The 23,559-nt window shown below is 45.9% G+C and carries 18 protein-coding genes; 5 read left to right on the plus strand and 13 right to left on the minus strand.

The features are described from left to right. Positions 1 to 41: 41 nt before the first annotated feature. Positions 42 to 1,559: a CYTH and CHAD domain-containing protein gene (locus tag GZK95_RS12350; protein ID WP_075712959.1), complete on the minus strand. Its 1,518-nt coding sequence runs from the start codon at positions 1,557 to 1,559 to the stop codon at positions 42 to 44. A 206-nt stretch (positions 1,560 to 1,765) separates the two neighbouring features. On the opposite strand from GZK95_RS12350, the gene GZK95_RS12355 reads away from it, so the two are divergent. The 3 genes from GZK95_RS12355 to GZK95_RS12365 all read left to right on the plus strand — a co-directional run bounded on the left by GZK95_RS12355 (position 1,766) and on the right by GZK95_RS12365 (position 4,616). Further along, positions 1,766 to 2,446 carry a TIGR00153 family protein gene (locus GZK95_RS12355; protein WP_075711128.1) on the plus strand — a complete coding sequence of 227 codons (681 nt, stop codon included), beginning with the start codon at positions 1,766 to 1,768 and terminating at the stop codon, positions 2,444 to 2,446. A gap of 130 nt (positions 2,447 to 2,576) precedes the next feature. Then, on the plus strand, positions 2,577 to 3,836 hold the full coding sequence (locus GZK95_RS12360; protein WP_075711130.1) for an inorganic phosphate transporter: 1,260 nt from the start codon (positions 2,577 to 2,579) through the stop codon (positions 3,834 to 3,836). Between the two features lie 168 nt (positions 3,837 to 4,004). Further along, positions 4,005 to 4,616, plus strand: a complete 612-nt coding sequence (locus tag GZK95_RS12365) for a TIGR04211 family SH3 domain-containing protein (protein WP_075711132.1) — start codon at positions 4,005 to 4,007, stop codon at positions 4,614 to 4,616. A 53-nt stretch (positions 4,617 to 4,669) separates the two neighbouring features. Here the strand turns inward: GZK95_RS12365 and GZK95_RS12370 are convergent, their stop codons facing one another. Then, entirely contained in the window at positions 4,670 to 5,440 is a 771-nt protein-coding gene (locus tag GZK95_RS12370) for a general secretion pathway protein GspB (RefSeq protein WP_075712957.1), read from the minus strand. Beyond that, positions 5,440 to 7,053, minus strand: coding sequence for an ExeA family protein (locus GZK95_RS12375; RefSeq protein ID WP_075712985.1), 1,614 nt, complete (start codon positions 7,051 to 7,053; stop codon positions 5,440 to 5,442). The genes GZK95_RS12370 and GZK95_RS12375 overlap by 1 nt, the downstream gene beginning before the upstream one ends. Before the next feature lie 59 nt (positions 7,054 to 7,112). On the opposite strand from GZK95_RS12375, the gene GZK95_RS12380 reads away from it, so the two are divergent. Continuing rightward, positions 7,113 to 8,348: a multifunctional CCA addition/repair protein gene (locus GZK95_RS12380; RefSeq protein WP_408646682.1), complete on the plus strand. Its 1,236-nt coding sequence runs from the start codon at positions 7,113 to 7,115 to the stop codon at positions 8,346 to 8,348. A 392-nt stretch (positions 8,349 to 8,740) separates the two neighbouring features. Here the strand turns inward: GZK95_RS12380 and eno are convergent, their stop codons facing one another. From eno to rlmD, 5 genes are all read right to left on the minus strand, one after another. Further along, entirely contained in the window at positions 8,741 to 10,039 is a 1,299-nt protein-coding gene (gene eno / locus GZK95_RS12385; RefSeq protein WP_075712955.1) for a phosphopyruvate hydratase, read from the minus strand. Between the two features lie 84 nt (positions 10,040 to 10,123). Continuing rightward, positions 10,124 to 11,761: a CTP synthase gene (locus tag GZK95_RS12390; RefSeq protein ID WP_075712953.1), complete on the minus strand. Its 1,638-nt coding sequence runs from the start codon at positions 11,759 to 11,761 to the stop codon at positions 10,124 to 10,126. A 198-nt stretch (positions 11,762 to 11,959) separates the two neighbouring features. Further along, positions 11,960 to 12,766 carry a nucleoside triphosphate pyrophosphohydrolase gene (mazG, locus tag GZK95_RS12395; RefSeq protein ID WP_075708913.1) on the minus strand — a complete coding sequence of 269 codons (807 nt, stop codon included), beginning with the start codon at positions 12,764 to 12,766 and terminating at the stop codon, positions 11,960 to 11,962. 498 nt (positions 12,767 to 13,264) lie between these two features. After that, positions 13,265 to 15,484, minus strand: coding sequence for a GTP diphosphokinase (gene relA, locus GZK95_RS12400; protein ID WP_075708912.1), 2,220 nt, complete (start codon positions 15,482 to 15,484; stop codon positions 13,265 to 13,267). Between the two features lie 83 nt (positions 15,485 to 15,567). Continuing rightward, positions 15,568 to 16,887: a 23S rRNA (uracil(1939)-C(5))-methyltransferase RlmD gene (gene rlmD / locus GZK95_RS12405; protein ID WP_075712951.1), complete on the minus strand. Its 1,320-nt coding sequence runs from the start codon at positions 16,885 to 16,887 to the stop codon at positions 15,568 to 15,570. Between the two features lie 195 nt (positions 16,888 to 17,082). Here rlmD and barA point away from each other — a divergent pair, with 195 nt between their 5' ends. After that, the gene (gene barA / locus GZK95_RS12410; protein WP_075712949.1) at positions 17,083 to 19,872 is read left to right on the plus strand and encodes a two-component sensor histidine kinase BarA; all 2,790 of its coding nucleotides are present in this window, start codon (positions 17,083 to 17,085) and stop codon (positions 19,870 to 19,872) included. 45 nt (positions 19,873 to 19,917) lie between these two features. Here barA and acpS read toward each other — a convergent pair whose 3' ends face one another. The 5 genes from acpS to rnc form a co-directional block, all read right to left on the minus strand. Beyond that, on the minus strand, positions 19,918 to 20,298 hold the full coding sequence (gene acpS / locus GZK95_RS12415) for a holo-ACP synthase (protein ID WP_075712947.1): 381 nt from the start codon (positions 20,296 to 20,298) through the stop codon (positions 19,918 to 19,920). 3 nt (positions 20,299 to 20,301) lie between these two features. Further along, a complete protein-coding gene (gene pdxJ, locus GZK95_RS12420) occupies positions 20,302 to 21,033 on the minus strand; it encodes a pyridoxine 5'-phosphate synthase (protein ID WP_075708908.1) in 732 nt (243 codons plus the stop codon). Continuing rightward, positions 21,030 to 21,755, minus strand: coding sequence for a DNA repair protein RecO (gene recO / locus GZK95_RS12425; RefSeq protein WP_075708907.1), 726 nt, complete (start codon positions 21,753 to 21,755; stop codon positions 21,030 to 21,032). The genes pdxJ and recO overlap by 4 nt, the downstream gene beginning before the upstream one ends. Positions 21,756 to 21,842: 87 nt before the next feature. Next, a complete protein-coding gene (gene era / locus GZK95_RS12430) occupies positions 21,843 to 22,820 on the minus strand; it encodes a GTPase Era (RefSeq protein ID WP_075708906.1) in 978 nt (325 codons plus the stop codon). Next, entirely contained in the window at positions 22,813 to 23,490 is a 678-nt protein-coding gene (gene rnc / locus GZK95_RS12435; protein ID WP_075708905.1) for a ribonuclease III, read from the minus strand. Before rnc ends, era begins: the two co-directional genes overlap by 8 nt. Positions 23,491 to 23,559 lie beyond the last annotated feature (69 nt).

Here is a 23,559-nt window from a genome sequence, read left to right on the forward strand (position 1 = left end):
ATTAAAAAAGAGAGCTGACGCTCTCTTTTTACTTAATCTGATTACTCTTGCCAGTATGGTTCAGCCTCAATACAAATCACACGCGTCTGTTCCATTGCGTGTAAGATTGAGGTCTCTTGACGGAACAACCAGCGTTCAAGCTGCTCTCGCTCATCCCCTTCCAGCCTATCAACCATAAGCTCTAGTGGTTTCAGCGTTAACAAGTCATCAATGCCTTGTAGTAAGTCAGCCCATGGTAGGCGGAAACTCTTACGCTCGTCCGCATCATAGAGGCTGGCAAAACCAACACCCGTATACAAGTTACGCATTAAGCCATACTGCTGATCGATGTAGTCTTGTGGGTTCATCACTTTCTCTGGTGGGAAAGCTTGCATCAACTCATGCCATGTACGCTCAAGTTGCTCAACCGAAAATGGCAGTATGTTCTGAGCCATCGCTTGACGAGACTTATCGTCAAGGAAAGGTTGCCAGCCGCGAGTTAATATCCATCGGCTAAGATCAAGCAGCAATGCGGTATAACGAGCGGAGTTAAACTGTGCCAGCATATCCTCACGTGACGGTAACTCGTGTTGGATTTCACTCAACTCTTTGATCAGGAATTTACGCGCATCCAACTTACGTAATGCATGACCTTTATCTTCGAGTAAATCTTCTAGATAGTCGTATTGCTTGATCCACTCAAGATCTTGCTCAAGCCATTTCAGTTCTTGTCGAATCAATGCGCTCGCTTTACGAGGAACGATATCACCAAAGATGGTTAAGGTTTGACGAATAAAACTGATGGAGTTTTTTATCTCGTGTAACGCATCAATAGACTCACGTTCACAATAGATTTGCTCATGGTAATGCCAATGAGATAGCGCATGCTCAAGCGAGATAATCAAGCAAGACTCAACGGTGTCATTTTTATCTGTTGCCACCAAATCCATTGCTTGAACTTCATCGCCATCATAACCGTGGGCGAGACGATAACCGCGAGCCGCTTTACTTAAGTTGCCCAAGCGCATCCCGCCGTTATCGCTTAAACTACGCGCCAGCGTAAATAGCGCATCAGTTTGACCCGACTTCAGCTCTAACTCGACTTCACAGATGGTGTCACGTTCTTCACCCGCAAGCACTTCTCCTTGGTCGAACGCTACTTCAACTTGGCTGCCATCAGGCATCGCAATCAACCACTGTTCACGAGTAAAATTGGTGGAGAAAAGTGGAGCAAGTTCTGCTTGTAATGTTTCAATATCTTTACCCATCGGCCAAATATCGCCAGGGTGCAAAGTGAGATCTGGATCATTACAGGAATGTTCAGCGTTATATTCTGGGCGCTGATGTAAGCCGGCAACCACTCGTCCAGCTGTCTTTACCGTTTGCACGAACACTTCATCGAAACGGCGAATTCTAAGGCCAATATCGTGCTGTCTTAGCCAGTTTTCCGGTGTATCAAAATAAGTGTTACCCAGCTCACGACAGCTATGCTGAAGTATCTTTGCTTCAGAAATTTTTTGACGTAAAGTTTCTGAAAAATCTGGAGAAACAAAAAACTTCAGTTCTATCTCGGTTTCCATAGTTATACCTTTCAAAGCAGATAGAGACAGGATATTGCGATATTTCTTGCTCGGCAAGAGCGAAATATCGCTCAATTGATGATCTAAAACAGTTTTAATGATGGATTTAATGCGTTACCATGCGCGCCTTTATAGCCATCGCACAACATTTCACCCCTAAAGGGTGTATTGTTACTTATGGGTTATATTTAGTAGGTTGAATGACCATGCCAGTAAATACAATTATGGGGTTATTTGCAAAGTCCCCAATTAAGCCTTTGCAGCGTCACGTAGTGTGCGTTAATGAATGTTGCTCTCACCTAGTAAACTTCTTTGAGGTTTGTGCTCAAGGTGACTGGGAGAAAGCATCTGAAATTCGTGCTCAAATTTCTCACCTAGAGAAAGAAGCGGACGTACTCAAGCGCGAAATTCGTATCAAACTTCCTCGAGGTTTGTTTATGCCTGTGGATCGTAGCGACATGCTAGAGCTACTGACACAGCAAGACAAACTCGCAAATCTTGCTAAAGATATCGCAGGTCGCGTTTTTGGCCGCCGATTAGCAATTCCTGCTCCTCTTCAAGAAAACTTTATCGCTTACGTTAAACGTTGCCTCGATGCAGCTCAGCAAGCGCAGAAAGTGATCAGCGAGCTGGATGAACTATTGGAAACAGGTTTCAAAGGTCGAGAGGTCACTCTTGTAGCAGAGATGATCAATCAACTAGACAAGATTGAAGATGACACCGATGCGATGCAGATCCAACTTCGCCAACAATTAATGGCGATTGAACACGATTTGAATCCTATCGACGTGATGTTCCTTTATAAGATTTTAGAATGGGTTGGCGGTATTGCCGATCAAGCACAGCGCGTAGGTGCTCGATTAGAAGTGATGCTATCCCGCTCATAAATGTAAGTTAACTCAATAACGAGACATCTTTAAAACACACCCCAGTTAGGCGATGAGTATTTCGACGCTTAAGGGGTTTTCTCGTGTTTAAAATTTGGCTCCGCTTATTATCAAACAACTAGGTATTACGATGGATATCCTTGCGAACTATGGCACTGTCCTGATTATTGTTGCAGCTATTTTTGGTTTTATGATGGCTGTAGGTATTGGTGCTAACGATGTAGCTAACGCTATGGGCACATCTGTTGGCTCCAAAGCGCTAACGGTTAAACAAGCGATTATTATCGCGATGATTTTTGAATTCGCGGGCGCTTACCTAGCGGGTGGTGAAGTAACCGATACGATCCGTAAAGGTGTTATCGAAACTTCTCTATTCGCTTCACAACCAGACGTGCTTGTATACGGCATGATGTCTGCACTTCTTGCTGCAGGTACATGGCTATTGCTCGCTTCATACATGGGCTGGCCAGTATCAACGACTCACTCAATCATCGGTGCGATCATCGGTTTTGCGTGTGTATCAGTTGGCACTGAAGCAGTCGATTGGAGCAGTGTTCAAGGTATCGTAGGTAGCTGGATTATTACTCCAGTTATTTCTGGCTTCTTTGCGTATGTGATTTTCGTTAGTGCACAACGACTGATCTTCGATACAGAGAAACCTCTATTTAACGCGAAGCGCTTTGTACCAGTTTACATGTTCATCACGACAATGGTTATCGCACTGGTAACTATTAAGAAAGGTCTAAAACACGTAGGTCTGCACCTATCAAACACTGAAGCGTGGATGTGGGCAGCAGGTGTTTCTGCGCTAGTGATGGTAGGTGGTTACATCTACATTCAGAAGAAATTTGCTGACCGTGAAGACGACCATGGCTTCTCTGGTGTAGAAGGCATCTTCAGCGTATTGATGGTTATCACCGCTTGTGCGATGGCATTTGCACACGGCTCAAACGACGTAGCTAATGCGATTGGTCCACTGTCTGCAGTTGTATCTACAGTTGAACACCTAGGTGAAGTGACAGCGAAGAGCACAATTGCTTGGTGGATTCTTCCACTAGGTGGTTTCGGTATCGTTGTCGGTCTAGCGACACTAGGTCATAAAGTAATGGCAACCGTTGGTACAGGTATTACTGAACTGACGCCAAGCCGCGGTTTCGCAGCACAGCTTGCAACAGCATGTACTGTAGTGCTTGCATCAGGTACAGGTCTACCTATCTCTACTACGCAAACATTGGTAGGTGCGGTACTTGGCGTTGGTTTTGCTCGCGGTATCGCAGCACTAAACCTTGGTGTAGTACGCAACATCGTTGCATCTTGGATTGTGACATTACCAGCAGGCGCGCTGTTGGCTGTTATCTTCTTCTACGCTATCCAAGCCTCGTTTGCTTAATCAAATATAAGTCAGATCAATGTAAACTGACTGTCATTATTGACTCAAACACGCAGAAAGGGAGGCTAAGCCTCCCTTCTTTGTTGCACCGGAAATAGAAACTTCTTACTATTTGCATCTCGGGGTTTACCCTTCCCTGAAAGCTTGATGACTGTTAAAGGATTTACCGTGAAAAAACTGGTTTTAATGATCTTCGCTTGTATCATTGCAGCGCCTTCTGCAATGGCAAAAGATCGCTACATCTCTGATAATCTCTTCACTTACATGCATTCTGGTCCGAGTAATCAGTACCGCATTATTGGTAGTGTTAATGCAGGTGAGAAGGTTTCGCTAGTCGCGAACAACAAAGAAACTGGCTATAGCCAAATTGTCGATAACCGTGGCCGTAAAGGCTGGATTGCAACTAACTTTGTCACCACTCAAGAGAGCATGACAACGCGTCTTCCTCGTCTCGAGAAAGAGTTAGCGGAGGTTAAAGCCAAGTTAGCGAATGCCAATGAGCACGCCAATAAGGAAAAAGCGGGCTTGATTGATTCTCTAGAGACACGCAATAGCCAAATCTCTGAGCTAGAGAAAAGCTACGCAGAGATGAACCAACAACTGACAGCATCACAAACCGAAGTTCGCAATCTACGTGCGAAACTTGATACGCAAAAAGATGACCTACTGTTGAAGTACTTCACCTACGGTGGTGGTGTTGCTGGCATCGGCCTGTTACTAGGTTTGATCCTACCGCACATTATCCCGCGTAGAAAACGTTCGCCAGCAGGTTGGGCATAATTTAGATAGAAAGAAGGTCACCCTCGGTGACCTTCTTTTTATTTCAGCAGATACTATCCTTGCCAATCATACAGTGCCGGAATCTCTATACGCTGGTTGTCGAACTCCACAACACATGCTTGCGCTTCAATCGCAATCAACTGCACACCATCAGTTAACCACTCACCTTCCTGATGCTCTACACCATTCACTTTTACCCAACGCTTGTTGGGGTCGGATGAATAAACATGGGTTTGGAAGTTCAGAGCTGGCAATTTACCGGCCCACTGCGCCACTTCAGAATTGAGAGGCGAACTTTGCACTGTTTCACTCTCTTGCTCGATAGGCGAGTCAGATTGAATTGCCGCTTGAAGCCTTTGTGCAATATCAGGTGACAAGGAAGATAAGTCGATCCCTTCGAGCAAATCATCTGATTGCTCCGGCAACTCTTTTGCGGATGCCACTGTCGTAGAGGTGCTCTTTGATGAACTTTCTGGCTGAGTATCCTCCACAGAGTGCACTTGCTGGGGTAACTCAAATACTCTTCGCTGAGTATCAAGCAAAACGCCGACATCGGGGTAATCAAGAAGCAACGTCGGTGCAGAGACCTCTACCACTTCGACTCCTCCAGTATTGCTCGCAAGCCAGTTGTCACGCGCCTCAGAATAACGCATTGCTACCGAGGCCACCGTTGCCAACGCTGAAGGTACTAAAACAAGTGCTAGGCATACAGGCAGCGCTCTCGTCGGCTTTTGCGTCTGATTAGGTGCAACTTGCAAGTTATTGGGATTATGTTGTTGATAGCCCTGTTGAGACTCTTGCAGGGACTGTAATAGATTTGCCATTAAATGCCCTCCAAAACTGAAAGGTGTGGCGCACTATCACTTTGTGCGAGTAACTCCAAGCGTTGCAAGGTTCTTTGCCCCGCAATGCCATCAATACTCAAGCCTTGCCAGCGCTGGAATAAACTCACCTTCTGCTTGAGACTATCACCATACATATCGTTGTGTTCCAACGGCAATTCAAGCACCTTAGACAAAGCAGAATCAAGACTGGCAATCTGTCCACCCACCATGCCTGGCTTTAGAGTATTGGGCCACAAACGCTGCCAGATAAGATGGTATTCGCCATGCCAAATTTGCTCTAACCAGCGCCGTTCAAACTCAACTCGTTGGCTATCAATAAGTAATTGAACACGCTCTGGAGTGGCACGATACAGTACCGCATAACGAGTCTTATTTTGGTAAGTTAACGTCAATACCACCGGTAAGTTTTGCTCCAGTAACTGATTAAAGTCCCCACTTCGACGCTCGCAGCTAAATTGCGCTTCATCACTCTCTAGGCACATTTTATCGACCACCGAAGCTCGATAACCCCACGCATAGTAAAGTTCCGTTAATCCCTTAGCTAAAGACGACGGAGAGCTGAGTAACTGCCCAACTTCTACCGGAAAAATCTCTCGCTGCTCAACAATATTCGCTTTCGGTGGAAACTGGCTTTCTAGCTGGGCTTGAATATGAGAATCAAACAAAGCCGATGAATAGTGCCAACTCAACCCAGCGAGTAGCACCCCCAACGTTGCGGAAACTAGGTAGCGCCCTTTGTTCGATCTCTTTGGAACAACAATGCCTCTCGCCTTGGCAAAAGCAGGTTGGAAGCTCATCACTTCATCACAAGCATGGGTTACTGTGTTAACTGAAGGTTGCGCCTCTCCTAACTGATAAGCACGCTTTAACGCCGCATCACATACCAAGTTGATCAAGCGCGGAATTCCCTGTGTCGCCTCTGCAATCAACTTGAGTGACTTGTTCGAGAATAACTCGCTATTTCCGCCCGCGAGTTGCAAACGAAATTGGATGTATTTCGCCGTCTCGCTGCTGTCTAATGGCAATAGGTGATAACGCCCTGTAATACGTTGCGCTAACTGACGTAGCTGCGGCATTTGAAGTTTTTGCTGAAGCTCAGGCTGACCAATCAACAAGACCTTGAGCAATTTTCTTTGCTCAGTCTCCAGATTAGTCAACAAACGCAACTGCTCTAACACTTCCGCAGAGAGGTGTTGTGCTTCATCAATGATCACCAGAGTTTGCTTGCCGCTACGGTAGCTCTCTAGCAGAAACTGTTTGATAGTATCGGTGAGTAGTTTTATTGATGCACTTTCTGGGTATGGCAAACTAAACTCATCACAGATAGCTTGCAACAACTCAAGACTTGAGAAGGTCGGATTTAATATCGAACCGATTTGCGTCGAGTTATCTAAAGCTTGAACCATCGCTTTTGATACAGTGGTTTTACCTGTGCCCACCTCTCCGGTAAGCATGGCGAAACCACCACCATCTCCGAGACCCGCTTGTAGATGATAGATAGCTTCTTTATGACGCTGACTTAAATAGAGGAATCGTGAGTTAGGTACGATAGAAAATGGTAACTCAACAAAGCCAAAATGGTGGTTATACATATCACTCATCGCTGGGATTTTATTGGTAACGAAAGTACCATTGCCTACAGCAATAGGCAATGACGACTAAGAGTGAGAATAACGTGCAAAGATATCTTGTTGGTGGAGCAGTCCGCGATCATCTGCTTAACCTACCCGTCTATGATAAAGACTGGGTCGTTGTTGGCTCAACCCCAGAAGAAATGCAGGCACAAGGCTACACTGCGGTAGGAAAAGATTTCCCTGTGTTTCTGCATCCTAAAAGTAAACAAGAGCACGCGCTTGCACGTACAGAACGCAAAACAGGCGCGGGTTACACAGGCTTTCAATGTCATTTTGCACCAGATGTCACATTGGAAGAAGATCTTATGCGCCGCGACCTCACCATCAACGCAATGGCGCAAGATGAGCAAGGCAATATCATTGACCCTTACCATGGTCAGCAAGACCTAAAAAATCGCATTCTAAGACATGTCTCTGCGGCATTTGTAGAAGACCCACTCCGAGTACTCCGCGTAGCACGTTTTGCTGCGAAACTCGCTCATTTAGGCTTTACGATAGCACCTGAAACTCTGACGCTGATGACCCAGATCGTCGAGGATGGCGAACTTGAACACCTCACTGCTGAGCGCGTGTGGCAAGAGTGGCATAAATCTCTTTCCACACAAGAGCCGCAAGTGTTTCTTTCTGTATTGCGCCAATGTGGTGCACTCAACGTGGTCTTACCGGAAATTGACCGTCTATTTGGCGTGCCGCAACCTGAAAAGTGGCACCCAGAGATCGATACTGGTGTTCATACCTTAATGGCCGCCAAGCAAGCCTCACTTATCTCCGACTCCTGCACGGTAAGGTTTGCTGCTCAAGTGCATGATTTAGGTAAAGGAGTTACGCCACAAAGCGAATGGCCAAGCCATAAAATGCACTGCCATACTGGTGTGAAAATCATCAAGTCGCTATGTCAGCGAGTAAGGGTGCCAAATGAGTATCGCGACCTCGCTTTGATGGTGTGTGAGCAGCACTCTAATATCCATAGAGCGGCAGAACTTAAACCCGCAACCAAGCTCAAGATCCTCAACAAATTCGATGTGTGGCGCAAACCAGAGCGCCTCAATGATATCTTGCTTTGCTGCATGGCCGATCATCAAGGTCGCAAAGGTCTTGAACATATCGATTATCCACAAAAGGCCATTTTCGAAGCCGCTTTTCAAGCTGCCTTAAGCGTGCAAGTAAAAGATATCATCGCCGATGGTTTTAAAGGCGCTGCTATTCGTGAAGAGATGGAGAAACGCAGGGTGGAGGCGATAGCGGCTGTATAGCGATGCGAGGACCTGTCATCCTCAAGAGCGAGGTACGAGCGAGTTGGGGAGCTATCTTAAACTCGACCAAAAACGAGATTCCCTACTCGTGCTAACGCACTCTATGGAATGACAAACTTAAGGCAAGCAAAGCCTACAACCACCTCCGTGAGCGAAGCATTCTCTACTCTCGATTCTCACTTCTTCTGCACAAAAAAAGGCCCCACCGAAGTGGAGCCTTTCTAAAAAGCTATTTAGCTAAGCTTATAATTAAGCTTGACCTTTAACTTCTTTAAGACCGCTTCTTTGAAATATGGGGGAGCGCGCTCACCGTGAGCTTTCCTCCAAATACAAAAACGCCCCACCGAGGTGGAGCGTTTCAAAGCGTTAAGCTAATAACTTAGAAATCTAAATTATTGACCTTTAACTTCTTTAAGACCGTTGAAAGGAGCGCGCTCACCTAGAGCTTCCTCGATACGGATTAGTTGGTTGTACTTAGCAACACGGTCAGAACGGCTCATAGAACCAGTTTTGATTTGACCTGCAGCAGTACCTACCGCTAGGTCAGCGATAGTTGCATCTTCAGTTTCGCCAGAACGGTGAGAGATTACAGCTGTGTAACCTGCGTCTTTAGCCATCTTGATTGCAGCTAGAGTCTCAGTTAGAGAACCGATTTGGTTGAACTTGATAAGGATAGAGTTAGCGATGCCTTTCTCGATACCTTCAGCTAGGATCTTAGTGTTTGTAACGAATAGATCGTCACCAACTAGTTGAAGTTTGTCACCTAGTAGTTCAGTTTGGTGCTTGAAGCCAGCCCAATCAGACTCGTCTAGACCGTCTTCGATAGAAACGATTGGGAACTTGCTAGCTAGGTCAGCTAGGTAGTGGTTGAACTCTTCAGAAGTGAAAGTTTTACCTTCGCCTTTCATGTTGTAGATGCCAGCTTCTTTGTCGAAGAACTCAGATGCTGCACAGTCCATAGCAAGAGTAACGTCTTTACCTAGTTCGTAACCAGCAGCTGCAACAGCTTCTGCGATAACTTCTAGAGCTTCAGCGTTAGACTTAAGGTTAGGAGCGAAACCACCTTCGTCACCAACTGCAGTGCTGTAGCCTTTAGACTTAAGAACTTTAGCTAGGTTGTGGAATACTTCCGCACCGATACGTAGAGCTTCTTTAAGAGTTTTAGCGCCAACTGGTTGGATCATGAACTCTTGGATGTCAACGTTGTTGTCAGCGTGCTCACCACCGTTGATGATGTTCATCATTGGTAGAGGCATAGAGAACTGACCAGCAGTGCCGTTTAGCTCAGCGATGTGCTCGTATAGAGGCATGCCTTTAGCTGCAGCAGCTGCTTTAGCGTTAGCTAGAGAAACAGCTAGGATAGCGTTCGCACCAAATTTAGATTTGTTTTCAGTGCCGTCTAGTTCGATCATCACTGCGTCGATTGCAGCTTGGTCTTTAGCGTCTTTACCAACTAGAGCGTCAGCGATTGGGCCGTTTACAGCTTCAATTGCTTTAAGAACACCTTTACCTAGGAAACGTGATTTGTCACCGTCACGTAGCTCAAGAGCTTCGCGTGAACCTGTAGAAGCACCAGATGGAGCTGCTGCCATACCAACGAAACCGCCTTCTAGGTGTACTTCAGCTTCAACAGTTGGGTTACCACGTGAGTCGATGATTTCACGACCTAGAACTTTAACGATCTTAGACATTAATGTTTCCTCTCGTATAAATATAAATGTCGAAATTAAAGGGCAGTCGCAAACCTTCGCAACTGCCCGTATCCCTTTTACTTCTTACTTCAATTCACCGCGCGAGTTTTCTCCCGCAGCTTTTACGAAACCTGCGAACAGTGGGTGACCATCGCGAGGAGTTGAAGTGAACTCTGGGTGGAACTGAGCCGCTACAAACCATGGGTGAGCTGGGTTCTCAATCATTTCCACAAGCTTCTTATCCGCAGATAAACCTGAAACTTTCAGACCTGCTTTTTCTATTTGCGGGCGAAGATTGTTGTTCACTTCGTAACGGTGGCGATGACGTTCATGGATTGTATCGCTACCGTATAGTTCACGTGCTTTGGTGCCTTTTGCTAGGTGACACAGCTGTGAACCAAGACGCATTGTACCACCAAGGTTAGATGATTCTGTACGTTCTTCAACGTTACCATCTGCATCAACCCATTCTGTGATCAAGCCTACCACAGGGTACTTAGTCTCTTTGTTAAATTCTGTTGAATGTGCACCTTCCATGCCTGCTACATTACGTGCGTATTCAATCAGTGCAACTTGCATACCTAGACAAATACCAAGGTAAGGAACTTTATTCTCACGTGCGTATTGCGCTGCAAGGATCTTACCTTCGATACCACGGTCACCAAAACCGCCAGGTACTAGGATTGCGTCTAGACCTTCAAGAAGTTCGACACCTTTAGTCTCGACATCTTGAGAGTCTACGTACTTAATAGTGACGCTTAGACGATTTTTCAAGCCCGCATGTTTAAGTGCTTCGTTTACTGACTTGTAAGCATCTGGTAATTCGATGTATTTACCTACCATACCGATGGTTACTTCGCCAGTTGGGTTCGCTTCTTCATAGATTACTTGTTCCCACTCAGAAAGGTCGGCTTCTGGTGCAGTAATACCAAAACGAGAACATACTAGGTCATCAAGACCTTGGGCGCGAATTAGTTGAGGGATCTTGTAGATAGAATCTACGTCCTTCATAGAGATTACCGCTTTCTCAGGAACGTTACAGAATAGCGCAATCTTCTTACGCTCGTTCGCTGGGATCATACGATCGCTGCGGCAAACTAGGATATCTGGTTGGATACCGATTGAAAGCAGCTCTTTTACAGAGTGCTGAGTCGGTTTCGTTTTCACTTCACCTGCAGCTGCAAGGTAAGGAACGAGAGTTAGGTGCATGAACATTGCACGTTCACGGCCGATTTCAACTGCTAGCTGACGAATCGCTTCCATAAATGGTAGTGACTCGATATCACCTACCGTACCACCAACTTCAACGATCGCGATGTCATGACCTTGAGAGCCATTGATCACACGGTCTTTGATTGCATTTGTGATATGAGGGATAACTTGAATCGTTGCACCAAGGTAGTCACCACGACGCTCTTTAGCTAGAACGTCTGAGTAAACACGACCTGCGGTAAAGTTATTACGCTTAGTCATCTTAGTGCGGATGAATCGCTCGTAGTGACCAAGGTCTAGGTCTGTCTCTGCGCCGTCTTCTGTTACAAACACTTCACCATGTTGAGTTGGGCTCATAGTGCCTGGGTCAACGTTGATGTAAGGGTCAAGCTTCATCATAGTCACTTTAAGACCGCGAGCTTCAAGAATAGCTGCAAGAGATGCTGCTGCAATACCTTTACCTAGAGAGGATACAACCCCGCCAGTAACAAAAATGTAATTTGTCGTCATGTTTAACCTGAAATTGGTTGAATGAGGGAAAATGGATTTCTTCTGGACGGGATGTAAATATACCAGAAGCCCCTTACCGCCACAACGTGAAATCTATCACACCACGATTAATTATTTTTTGCTTCAAATCAAACTGAATGATTCAGATTAATTAAACTTGTAAATAGGATGAGTCAAATTTATCCCAAATACACCTAATTACATCATAATACTGCGTTCATCTTGTTTAACTTGTTGCCAAAATTGCTCCAATTCATCCAAAGTGCAGTCAGCTAAAACCCTGCCTGCTTGAGAAACTTTTTGCTCAACAGCAGCAAAACGGCGCGCAAATTTTAGATTTGCTTTAGCTAGCGCCACTTCGGGGTTAGCTTCTAAATGGCGAGCAAGATTGACGACCGCGAACATTAAATCGCCGAGTTCCAGCTCAATGTTCTCTTGTTTGCAATCGGCCAGCATCGATTCTTCAAGTACTTCATCAAGTTCTTCACGTACTTTTTCGACCACCGGACCGATGGAATCCCAATCAAATCCATAGCGCGCACATTTTTTCTGCATTTTTGTGGCACGTAATAATGCAGGTAGAGAATTTGGTATTGAGTCTAGAATACTTTGCTCAGTTTTGCCTGCTTGCGCTTTCTCTTTTGCTTTTTCGGCTTCCCAGTTGGCATTGATAGCTTCATCAGATTCAAACTCAACCTGAGAGAAAACATGTGGGTGACGACGAGTGAGCTTTTCATTGACCGTTTCCACCACATCAGAAAATTCGAATAGCCCTTGCTCTTTGGCAAGTTGGCTGTAAAAAATCACCTGAAACAGCAAATCACCCAGTTCCTCTTTTAAGTTCGGCCAATCTTGATTGTGAATCGCATCCACCACTTCATAAGTCTCTTCAAGAGTATGGGGAACAATTGTGTCAAAGGTCTGTTTGCGATCCCAAGGGCAGCCTTTTTGCGGATCACGCAGAGTGGCCATAATCTGTTCTAACTGTTCAATTGGATGACTCATTACCTTTCTCCTCTGCCCACCTCTCATGGCAAGCAGCTAATAAACAAAAAGGTGAGCAGCACAAACCACTCACCTTGAAATTTTTGTCTCACGCCGAGTTTGGAGTGACATTCTTGTTAAAAGCGAGATTCCCTATCACGTTCGTTCCTCACTGTAGGGAATGACAATATTTGGGCTCTCGCGTTTACCATCTAGCTCCTCACTCGTCCTTGAACTTTTCTAAGTAGTTGGCTGTTGGCTCTAGGCGGCGAGTTGATGTCGACTCCTGTCCACTATGTGATGGAGCGAAATCAACGAAGACAACAACGAGATACAGCCAAATAACCTAAACGCTTTTGCTAAGCAGTGGCTGTTAGCTCGCACAGTACAACGTTTCGCTATAGATTTGGCGTCGTAGCTAGGCAGCCAGTAAAAATATGCTCCTGAACATAGACTACTATGTGATGGAGATATTTTTATGCAGCTAACACCGCTACGACGTCAAAGATGACGCGAAAATTAGCCGAGGCGTTTAACTAGCATCACATCTCTTATCTGCTCAACGCGACTAATCAACCTATTCACCACTTCAACCGTGGTCACTTCTAGGTCAAAGTCTAGAATCGATAGCTGATTGCGGTAGTCCACTCGGCTCTTCATGCTATTGACTTTGACTTTTTCATTGGCAAATAGAGTGGTGATTTCTTTTAGCAAACCACTGCGCTCCATCGCTTCTACTCGTAGCGTTAGCGAATACGTACCGGCAAAGCCACTTCCCCAGACTGTATCGATTATACGTTCTGGGGCATGGTGACGAAGCTCTTCGAGCTGCTCACAATCGGCACGATGGACTGAAATGCCACGACCTTGTGTGATATAGCCTTTGATTTCATCACCTGGGATCGGCTGGCAACAGCGAGCAAGATGGGTCATCAGGTTATCGACGCCTTCGACAACGACGGCATCTTTATTCGGTCGACTTGGTGCTGATGGCTTGCTTTCCGCCTCTAGTAGTTTTTCTAGCGCTTGCTGATCTTCTTCTTCAGCGGTCGGTTTATTGACCAATGCATTGATATGGTTAATGATTTGGTTGATACGCAAATCACCACTACCAATCCCGACAAACAGCTCGTCTGAAGTATTCATATTGAAACGCTTGAGCGCGTATTGCTCAGCATCTTTTAGGGTTGCACCGATCTTCGCTAGCTCGTGCTCTAGTATTTCGCGTCCTGCTTCAAGGTTTTTCTCTCGGCTTTGTTTGCGGAACCAAGCGTTGATTTTGGCACGAGCACGACCTGAGGTAACAAACCCGGTCGATGGATTTAACCAGTCACGTGATGGGTTTGGCTCTTTTTGGGTGATGATTTCAACTTGATCGCCCATTTGCAACTTGTGGGTAAATGGCACGATACGCCCGCCCACTTTGGCACCGATACAGCGGTGCCCCACCATTGAGTGAATATGGTAGGCAAAATCGAGCGGTGTTGCGCCCATTGGCAAGTCAACCACATCACCACGTGGGGTAAAGGCATAGACGCGATCATCAAAGACTTGGCTACGGACTTCGTCCAGCATCTCGCCTGAATCCGACATCTCTTCTTGCCAATCAAGCAGTTTACGTAGCCAAGTAATTTTCTCATCGTAACCGCTGCGACCACTGCCGCCTTCTTTGTACTTCCAGTGTGCCGCAACCCCGAGCTCAGAGTCTTCGTGCATCTGTTTGGTACGAATTTGGATCTCGATGGTCTTGCCTTCTGGACCAAGAATCACTGTATGGATAGATTGGTAACCATTCGGTTTTGGGTTGGCAACGTAGTCGTCAAACTCACTCGGTAAATGCTTATATTTGGTGTGTACAACACCGAGGGCTGCATAACAATCTTGCAGTTTATCAGCAATAATCCGCACCGCGCGCACGTCGAAAAGCTCATCAAACTCTAAGCCTTTTTTCTGCATTTTGCGCCAAATACTGTAGATGTGTTTCGGTCGCCCACTCACATCAGCATTGATGGCTGAGACTTTCATCTCTTTAAGCAGGTCATCAACAAAATCTTTAATATACTGCTCACGCACAATGCGGCGCTCTGACAGTTGCTTCGCGATTTGCTTATAGGTGTCAGGTTGTTGATAGCGGAAAGCGTAGTCTTCGATTTCCCATTTAAGCTGACCAATGCCAAGACGGTTGGCTAATGGCGCATAAATGTTGGCGCACTCTTTAGCTACAGCACGGCGCACTTCATCCGGCGCTTTTTTCACTTCAATTAGATTACAGATACGCTCAGCCAGTTTGATGACCACGCAACGGAAATCATCCACCATCGCAAGTAACATGCGGCGCACATTATCTACTTGCGCAGACGCAGCACTTCCCTCTAGGGTCACGTTTAGTTGCCCCAATGCCGCCATCTCTTCGACACCATCAATCAGCTTGATGATCTCTTTGCTGAAATCTTCCTCGAGTTTCTCGCGCTGCAAAGCCCCACTGGAAACTAATGGAAATAGTAACGCCGCGATTAACGTGGGTTTATCCATTGAGAGCGTGATCAGGATTTCAATCATCTCTCGACCACGCCACAGCAACAATGGTGCATTGTCGTTACCTTGCAGGTAACTTTCACACTGATGATAAACTTGTGTTAAGCGCTGAGCAGTTTGAGGTTCCTGCTTTAAACTAGTAATCCACTTATCTAGTTCAAACTGTTCATCTTGATTTAAATGCGCGCTTCTTACCGCAACCATCTTTCTTCGTCCTAGTTGTTATTTTTATTTACCGACTAACCTTGTCTTATAGGCTATAAAACCTATCGTTAGTTCAACTTTTCCTAGCGCATGACAAATAGTGCCATTGACTCAAGGTGCCCCGTATGCGGGAACATATCTAGCATACCAAGCTTTTCTAACTGGTAGCCTTGTTCTAACAGGCTTTGGCTATCTCGGGCAAGCGTTGCTGGGTTACAAGAAACATAGACAACCCGCTGAGCGCCCAATCCTGCTAGTTGGTCTACTATACCACTCGCACCCGCTCTAGCTGGATCGAGCAGTATCTTATCAAATTTTTCACTAGCCCATGGTTGAGATGACATATCTTGTTCCAAATTTGCTTGATAGAACGATACATTATCGATCTGATTCAAACGGGCATTTTCACTGGCTTTCACTACCATGGCATCGACGCCTTCCACGCCAATCACCGATTTAGCCAGCTGCGCCATAGGTAAACTGAAGTTACCTAAACCACAGAACAGATCAAGCACATGATCCGCTTTGCTTAACTCAAGCCATGCTAATGCTTGCGCAACCATTTTTTGGTTCACGGTCTGATTGACTTGAATAAAGTTGTTCGGCGCAAATGGAATCTTAGTTCCTGTCTCTAAATAGTGCGCCTCTTCGCCAACCACCAAATCCAGTTGCTCGGCTTGCGGCATCAAATAAAGCGTTGCTTGGTGCTGTTTGGCAAAACTCTCTAGCTGTTGCTGTTCTTTACTGGTCAAAGGCTTGAGATGACGCAACACCATCACTTTGGTGTTATCACCTTTGACTAACTCCACATGACCAATTGAATCTTGGCGAGTAAAAGTTTGCAGCAATTGATATAGCTCTGGCAGCATCGCATTAAGATCAACGTCAAGTACTGGGCAATCAGTCACTGTCACGATCTGCTTACTCTGCTTGCGGCGAAAACCGAACTGCAGTTGACGCGTTTTCTTATCTAACATCACACTGATGCGAGCACGACGACGGTAACCTAAGCTTTCACCAGTGATCGGAGCACTCAGCTCAAGCGTCTGTCCTGAAAATTTACGCATTAATCCAGACAGAGCTTGTTGTTTATATTGCAGTTGAGCGGGCTCTTCAAGGTGTTGAAGGTTGCAACCTCCGCACTGATGATAATGACGGCAAAATGGCTGAACTCGCTCTTTGCTTGGCGTTTGCACCTTAATCAAATTTGCTTTTGCAAACTTACTCTTTGACTCGGTCAGTTGCACCAAAACTTGCTCTGTTGGCAGCGCTCCTTCGATAAACATAGGTTTGCCTGATTGAAAAGCAATACCTACACCTTGGTGATCGAGTTTTTCCACCTTAACGGATTGGTGTTTAGTATCTAATTGAGTTTTCTTCTTCGGTTGGAAAAAACGCGCCATGCTCTGTGCCTGTAGTGAATAACTTGATTTGCTCCTCAGACGTCACCTTTTCACGCCTGAGTCATTGTTTGTGCCGCTTGGGTTGATTATGCTTATCGTTTTGACGGCCTGTTTGGTTCCTATTGCGCAAATATGACTGCAATGAACCAAGCTGTGCTTATTTTCCCATATCCACACCACGATGTTTAGACAATAATGACCAGATATGGCTTACGCGCCCGCGTTATTACTCTTACTTTAGCGCCAACCCTTATCATTGGCTTACTTCTGAGTGCGATTTTTTCTTTTAACCGTTACCATGATTTGGAAAAACAGGTTATCAACTCAGGCTTGAGTATTATCGAACCATTGGCCATTGCCAGTGAAGATGGTTTAAAAAATAATAGCCGCGAGTCGGTGCGCCGCATCATTAGCTACGCCCACCGTAAAAACTCTAAGTTTGTCCGCAGTATCGCGGTATTTGATTACAACCACGAACTATTTGTTACCTCAAACTTTCATCCTAGTTTTGAGTCGCTAACCTTCCCGCGAAATGAACCGATCCCTTTGTTGGTGACATCAAACCTCAGAGACAATACCTTGGTGCTTCGTGCGCCGATTATCAGTGAGTCAGGTATTTTGTCGAGCCCACGAGGAAAAGAGAATAATCCAGCACTGGGTTATATTTCCGTCGAGGTCGACCTTTCGTCTCTACGCCTGCAGCAATACCAAGAGATTTTCTCCTCATTCCTCGTTTTGCTTACAGGTTTAGGGCTGTCGGCGTTCTTTGCCTTGCGCTTAATGCATGATGTGACGCGCCCAATTCGCCATATGAAAAATATGGTCGATCGCATCAGACGCGGTCACCTTGATGTGCGTATCGAAGGAAAAATGCATGGTGAGCTAGACCAACTCAAAAATGGTATCAACGCCATGGCCGTCTCTCTGTCGGAATACCATGTTGAGATGCAACACAGTATCGATCAGGCGACCTCAGACTTACGTGAAACTCTCGAACAGCTCGAAATTCAAAACGTTGAGTTGGATATCGCCAAAAAGCGCGCTCAAGAAGCGGCTCGAGTTAAATCTGAGTTTCTTGCCAACATGTCACATGAGCTTCGCACACCGCTCAACGGGGTCATTGGCTTTACCCGCCAAATGCTCAAAACCCAGCTGACCAATAGCCAAGCGGATTATCTACAGACCATTGAAAAGTCGGCGAACAACTTACTGACAATCATCAACGACATCCTCGATTTCTCTAAACTAGAAGCCGGTAAACTGGCGCTTGAGAATATTCCATTTGAATTCCAAGACACTTTGGAAGAAGTGGTGAGTTTGCAGGCCACCAGCGCCCATGAAAAAGGCTTAGAGATCACCTTAAAGATCGATCCTAAAGTTCCGAGAGGCGTGGTGGGTGACCCATTACGCATTCAACAAGTTTTAACCAATCTAGTCGGAAACTCGATTAAGTTTACCGAACGAGGCAATATCGATATTAGCGTCGAGCTACGCTCACAAAAAGATGACCTGATTGAGCTGCAATTTATGGTGCGAGACACGGGTATTGGTATCTCTGAGCGTCAACAAGCACAGCTATTCCAAGCCTTTAGCCAAGCCGACGCAAGTATCTCTCGCCGCTACGGTGGTACCGGTCTTGGTCTAGTTATTACGCAAAAACTGGTCAGTCAGATGGGCGGTGAGATTAGCCTAACCAGCCGTCTACACCAAGGTTCGACATTCTGGTTTACCTTACGTCTGCATGCGGCTGAAATGCCAATGAGCGATCTGGTTGAAGTGGAAGTACTTAACCAGCGTTCACTGTTGCTGGTTGAACCAAATATGCAAGCGGCCTCTATTACTCGACAAATGCTGGTTCAACATGGACTGGTGGTGACCTATCGTTCATCAATGCCTGATGATGTAGAGAGGTTTGACTATGTTCTGCTTAATCTTGCTCCTAACCGGAGTAATGAAATCGACAAAGTGGAAGCATTAGTAGAAAAAGCTCTTAAATTCGCGCCTCATGTGGTGGTGGGTACACCAAGCACCATGCTTGCGTTGTCTGATCACTTAATTCAAAAATATCAAATCCACTGTATTACTAAGCCATTGTCGCGTAAAAAGCTGCTACAAACTATGGCAGCAAATCAAGAGAGCTTGCCAGCAATCACTCAACAAGTGGTTTGCAGTGAGAAGTTACCTTTGACCGTCATGGCGGTTGACGATAACCCTGCTAACTTGAAACTGATCAGCGCCCTACTTGAAGAACGAGTCGAAACCGTCATCTCATGTACCAATGGGCAAGATGCGCTAAGACAAGCTCAGCAACGCCATTTTGATATCATTTTGATGGATATCCAGATGCCACATATGGATGGCGTGACCGCTTGTAGCAAGATCAAAAACACCTCATTCAACTCTAAAACGCCTGTCATTGCCGTGACTGCCCATGCCATGAGTGGAGAACGAGATCGCTTACTCAATGCCGGAATGGACGACTACCTCACTAAACCGATTGAGGAACATGTCCTACAGCAAGTATTAATGCATTGGAATCCGCATACCAAAGCCAATGAACTCGAGAAGCTTGAACTGCCTGCGCAAGGGGAGCCCATCGTGCAACCTCATTCAAACAGCAATGAGCATAGTAATATGATCATTGATTGGCAGTCTGCACTGAAACAAGCGGCAAACAAGGAAGATCTTGCCCGTGATATGTTGCAGATGTTGATCGACTACATTCCAGAAGTGAATGAGATTGTCGAGCAAGCATTAGAGGAAGATGACTGTGATATTGAGCAATTGATTCACCATGTGCATAAACTTCATGGCAGCTGCTCGTACTCTGGTGTACCAAGATTGAAAAAGGTATGTGCCGCGATAGAGAAGGCGCTGCGCTCAGGGAAAACGATCGAAGACATTGAGCCTGAGCTGTTTGAGCTGCAAGATGAGATGGAAAAAGTCACCGCAAGCGCTGAACCTTACCTTAAACCAACAGCATAAAAAAGAGCGCGATTATCGCGCTCTTTTCACAATACAGCTACCGACTTAGTTTTCGAATATTACCGTCGCAACAGCATAGTGCCGCTCATCAGAAATCGATAAATGGAGATGCTTTACTCCCATAGCGCTGGCCAATTGCAACGCTTTATTACTCAATGTTAGCTGTGGTTTACCCGCGTCATCATTGGTAATTGTAAAATCATGGAAGGTCACCCCCTTCGCGATCCCCGTACCAAGCGCTTTTGACGCCGCTTCTTTAGCCGCAAAACGCTTGGCGAGGAAACGCCCTTGCTGTTTGCTGTCGGCAAAACGGGTCATTTCCTCAGGGGTTAGAATGCGTTGAGCAAACGCCACACCAGTGCGGCTGAGTGCCTTTTCAACGCGTTCAATTTCAGCAATATCTGTGCCTAAGCCTTTAATCGCCATTGTCTACTTACGCGCTTCTACCATAAGTGCACGCATATCTTTCACTGCTTTTTCAAGGCCATCAAACGCAGCACGTCCAATGATTGAGTGACCAATGTTTAGCTCGTAGATTTCAGGGATTGCGGCAATGGCCGCTACGTTATGGTAAGTCAGACCATGACCAGCATTAACAGTAATGCCTAAGCCCGCCGCATAGCTTGCACCGGCAGCAATTTTCTTCAACTCAGCTTGTTGTTCAGCTTCATTTTCTGCATCAGCGTAGTGACCAGTATGCAGTTCAATAAATGGAGCACCACATGCTTTTGCAGCATCGATTTGACCGCGGTCAGCATCGATAAACAGAGATACTTTGATGCCAGCAGCGGTCAGTTTTTCGGTTGCAGCTTTCACTTTTTCAAAGTGACCAACCACATCCAAACCACCTTCAGTGGTCAACTCTTCACGTTTTTCTGGTACCAAGCACACATATTCAGGTTGAGTTTCAAGGGCAATCTCAACCATTTCATCAGTCACGGCCATTTCAAGATTCATACGCGTTTGTAGGGTCTCACGTAGGATGCGAACATCACGATCTTTAATATGACGGCGGTCTTCACGTAGGTGTACGGTAATGCCATCAGCACCAGCGCGCTCCGCAATTTCCGCAGCATGCACAGGATCTGGGTACTTAGTACCGCGTGCGTTACGTAGCGTTGCAATATGGTCGATGTTCACACCTAGGTAAATTGAGCTCATGTTTTAATACTCCGTGCTCTGGGAACCATTGATAAAAATAGCTCCCGACTTTTTAAAGGTTTGCCGCCAAGGTAAGGTTTGAGCGCGATACGAGTAAAGCGCTTTGCGGCTTGTAATTGTGGTTTGGTTATAAATCTACGCTCACTTATAGCGATAAGTTCATCACCCTTGAACGTGAGGTTATCAAGCCTGACCGATGCAATAAACCCTTTCTGATCACGATAACGATAAGTCATAGTCGGATCTATCGGTTCTCCACTGCCCGCGCAGTGCAAAAAATCGACACCGTAGCCCATTGCCGCTAAAAGTGCGAGTTCAAACCGTCTTAGTGCAGGCTCAGGATTGTCAGCTTGTGCCAGTTCTGTCAGGGCATGAAGATAGTCATGGAACAGACCAGGCATCGGCACTTCCGCCATCAGTACACGCCCAATCAACTCATTAACGTACATCGCTGAGTAGAGATTGATGCCGGTTAACGGCAAGCCTAAGCTGATGGGTTCGGCTTGACGCAAAGTTTTCATTGAGCCATTGCCGGACCATTTAAGCAATAACGGCGTAAATGGTTGCAGCGCTCCCTTAAGGTTCGAACGCTTACTGCGAGCCCCTTTGGACATAATTGTGACGCGACCATACTCCTCACTAAAGACATCGAGAATAAGACTCGACTCACTGTAAGGTCGACGGTGCAACACAAAACAACGCTGTAAGCCTTCAGAAGACATTTATTACCATCCAATTGCAAAATAAGGAGCCACTGGGCTCCTTATTATTACTCACATTACGAAGCAAAGTTTGCTTGCTGATCGTAATTATAAATCGTCGATATAACCCAATGAACGCAGTGCACGCTCATCGTCAGCCCATCCCGATTTCACTTTAACCCAAGTTTCTAGGTAAACCTTACGACCAAACAGCTCTTCCATATCCAGACGAGCTTCACGTCCGATGGTTTTGATCTTCTCGCCACCTTTACCAATCACCATTTTCTTCTGGCCGCTGCGTTCAACTAAGATCAGCGCATTGATATGGAAACCATCCGTCTCTGGGTTGTAATCGAAACGCTCGATTTCAACCGTCACTGAGTAAGGCAGCTCTTCACCGGTAAAGCGCATCAGTTTTTCACGTACGATCTCAGATGCCATAAAGCGCTGAGAACGGTCAGTTACGTACTCTTCTGGGAAGTGATGTACTGCTTTTGGTAAGTGATCACGTACGTGCTTACGCAGCACTTCCATGTTCTTACCGTGTTTTGCAGAGATTGGCACAACGTCGACGAAGTCCATCTTCTTCGACATATCCATCATATGCAGCATAACGTCGTTACGGTCAGCGACAACGTCTACTTTGTTGACACACAAAACAACTGGGAAATTTGCGTTGCGCAGTTTGTTCAACACCATTTCATCGTCGTTAGTCCAGTGTGTACCATCCACTAAGAAGAACACTAGGTTTACATCACTCAGCGATGAGCTTGCCGCACGGTTCATCAAGCGGTTGATAGCACGTTTTTCTTCAATATGAAGTCCTGGTGTATCAACGTAAATTGCTTGGTAATCGCCTTCGGTATCCACGCCCATAATACGGTGACGCGTCGTTTGCGGTTTACGTGAAGTGATCGAGATCTTCTGTCCCAAAATACGGTTCAGTAGTGTCGACTTACCAACGTTTGGGCGACCTACAATCGCGACAAAACCACAGTGCTGGTTTTCTGGTGAGCTTGCCACTTGCTCGTTACCCGACGCAAAGTATGCATCGATATCAAATTCGTTATTGTCTGAATCAGCCATTGGTTAATTGCTCTAATGCCGTTTCCGCAGCCGCCTGTTCTGCCTTGCGACGACTGGTACCTTTACCAATTACAGGTGATCCAATACCTGCAACTTCACACGACACAGTAAACTCTTGGTTGTGTGCCTCACCTTTAATATTAGTCACTGTGTAGACAGGCAGCGGTTTTCTGCGACCTTGTAGGAACTCTTGAAGGCGAGTTTTAGGGTCTTTCTGTGATACACCTGGCTTAATTGCTTCTAGGCGAGTTTGGTACCAGCTCAACACAATACCGCGCACCGTTTCAATGTCGCTATCTAGGTAGATAGCGCCAATGATGGCTTCAACAGCATCGGCAAGAATTGAATCACGACGGAAGCCGCCACTTTTCAACTCACCTGGACCTAATTTTAAGTAATCTCCTAGGACAAACTCTCGCCCTAGCTCAGCCAATGTGTTACCACGCACAAGCGTTGCACGCATACGGCTCATATCACCTTCGTTAACCTTTGGAAAACGGTGATAAAGATCATCAGCAATGACAAAACTTAAAATTGAATCGCCCAGAAACTCAAGACGTTCATTATGCTTACCATTCGCGCTACGGTGAGTAAGCGCTAGGTTGATAAGCTCGGCTTGCTGGAAGCGGTAGCCAAGCTTTTTCTCTAGTATTGCGATTGGAGAATTCATACTCTCTCGTTAATCAAATCAGTCATCTCTTTAGCCGTTACCATTGTTACCCTGCAGTCAACCTCCAAG

Origin of the sequence: Vibrio panuliri, assembly GCF_009938205.1 — a bacterium.
GTDB classification, from domain to species: Bacteria; Pseudomonadota; Gammaproteobacteria; order Enterobacterales; family Vibrionaceae; genus Vibrio; species Vibrio panuliri.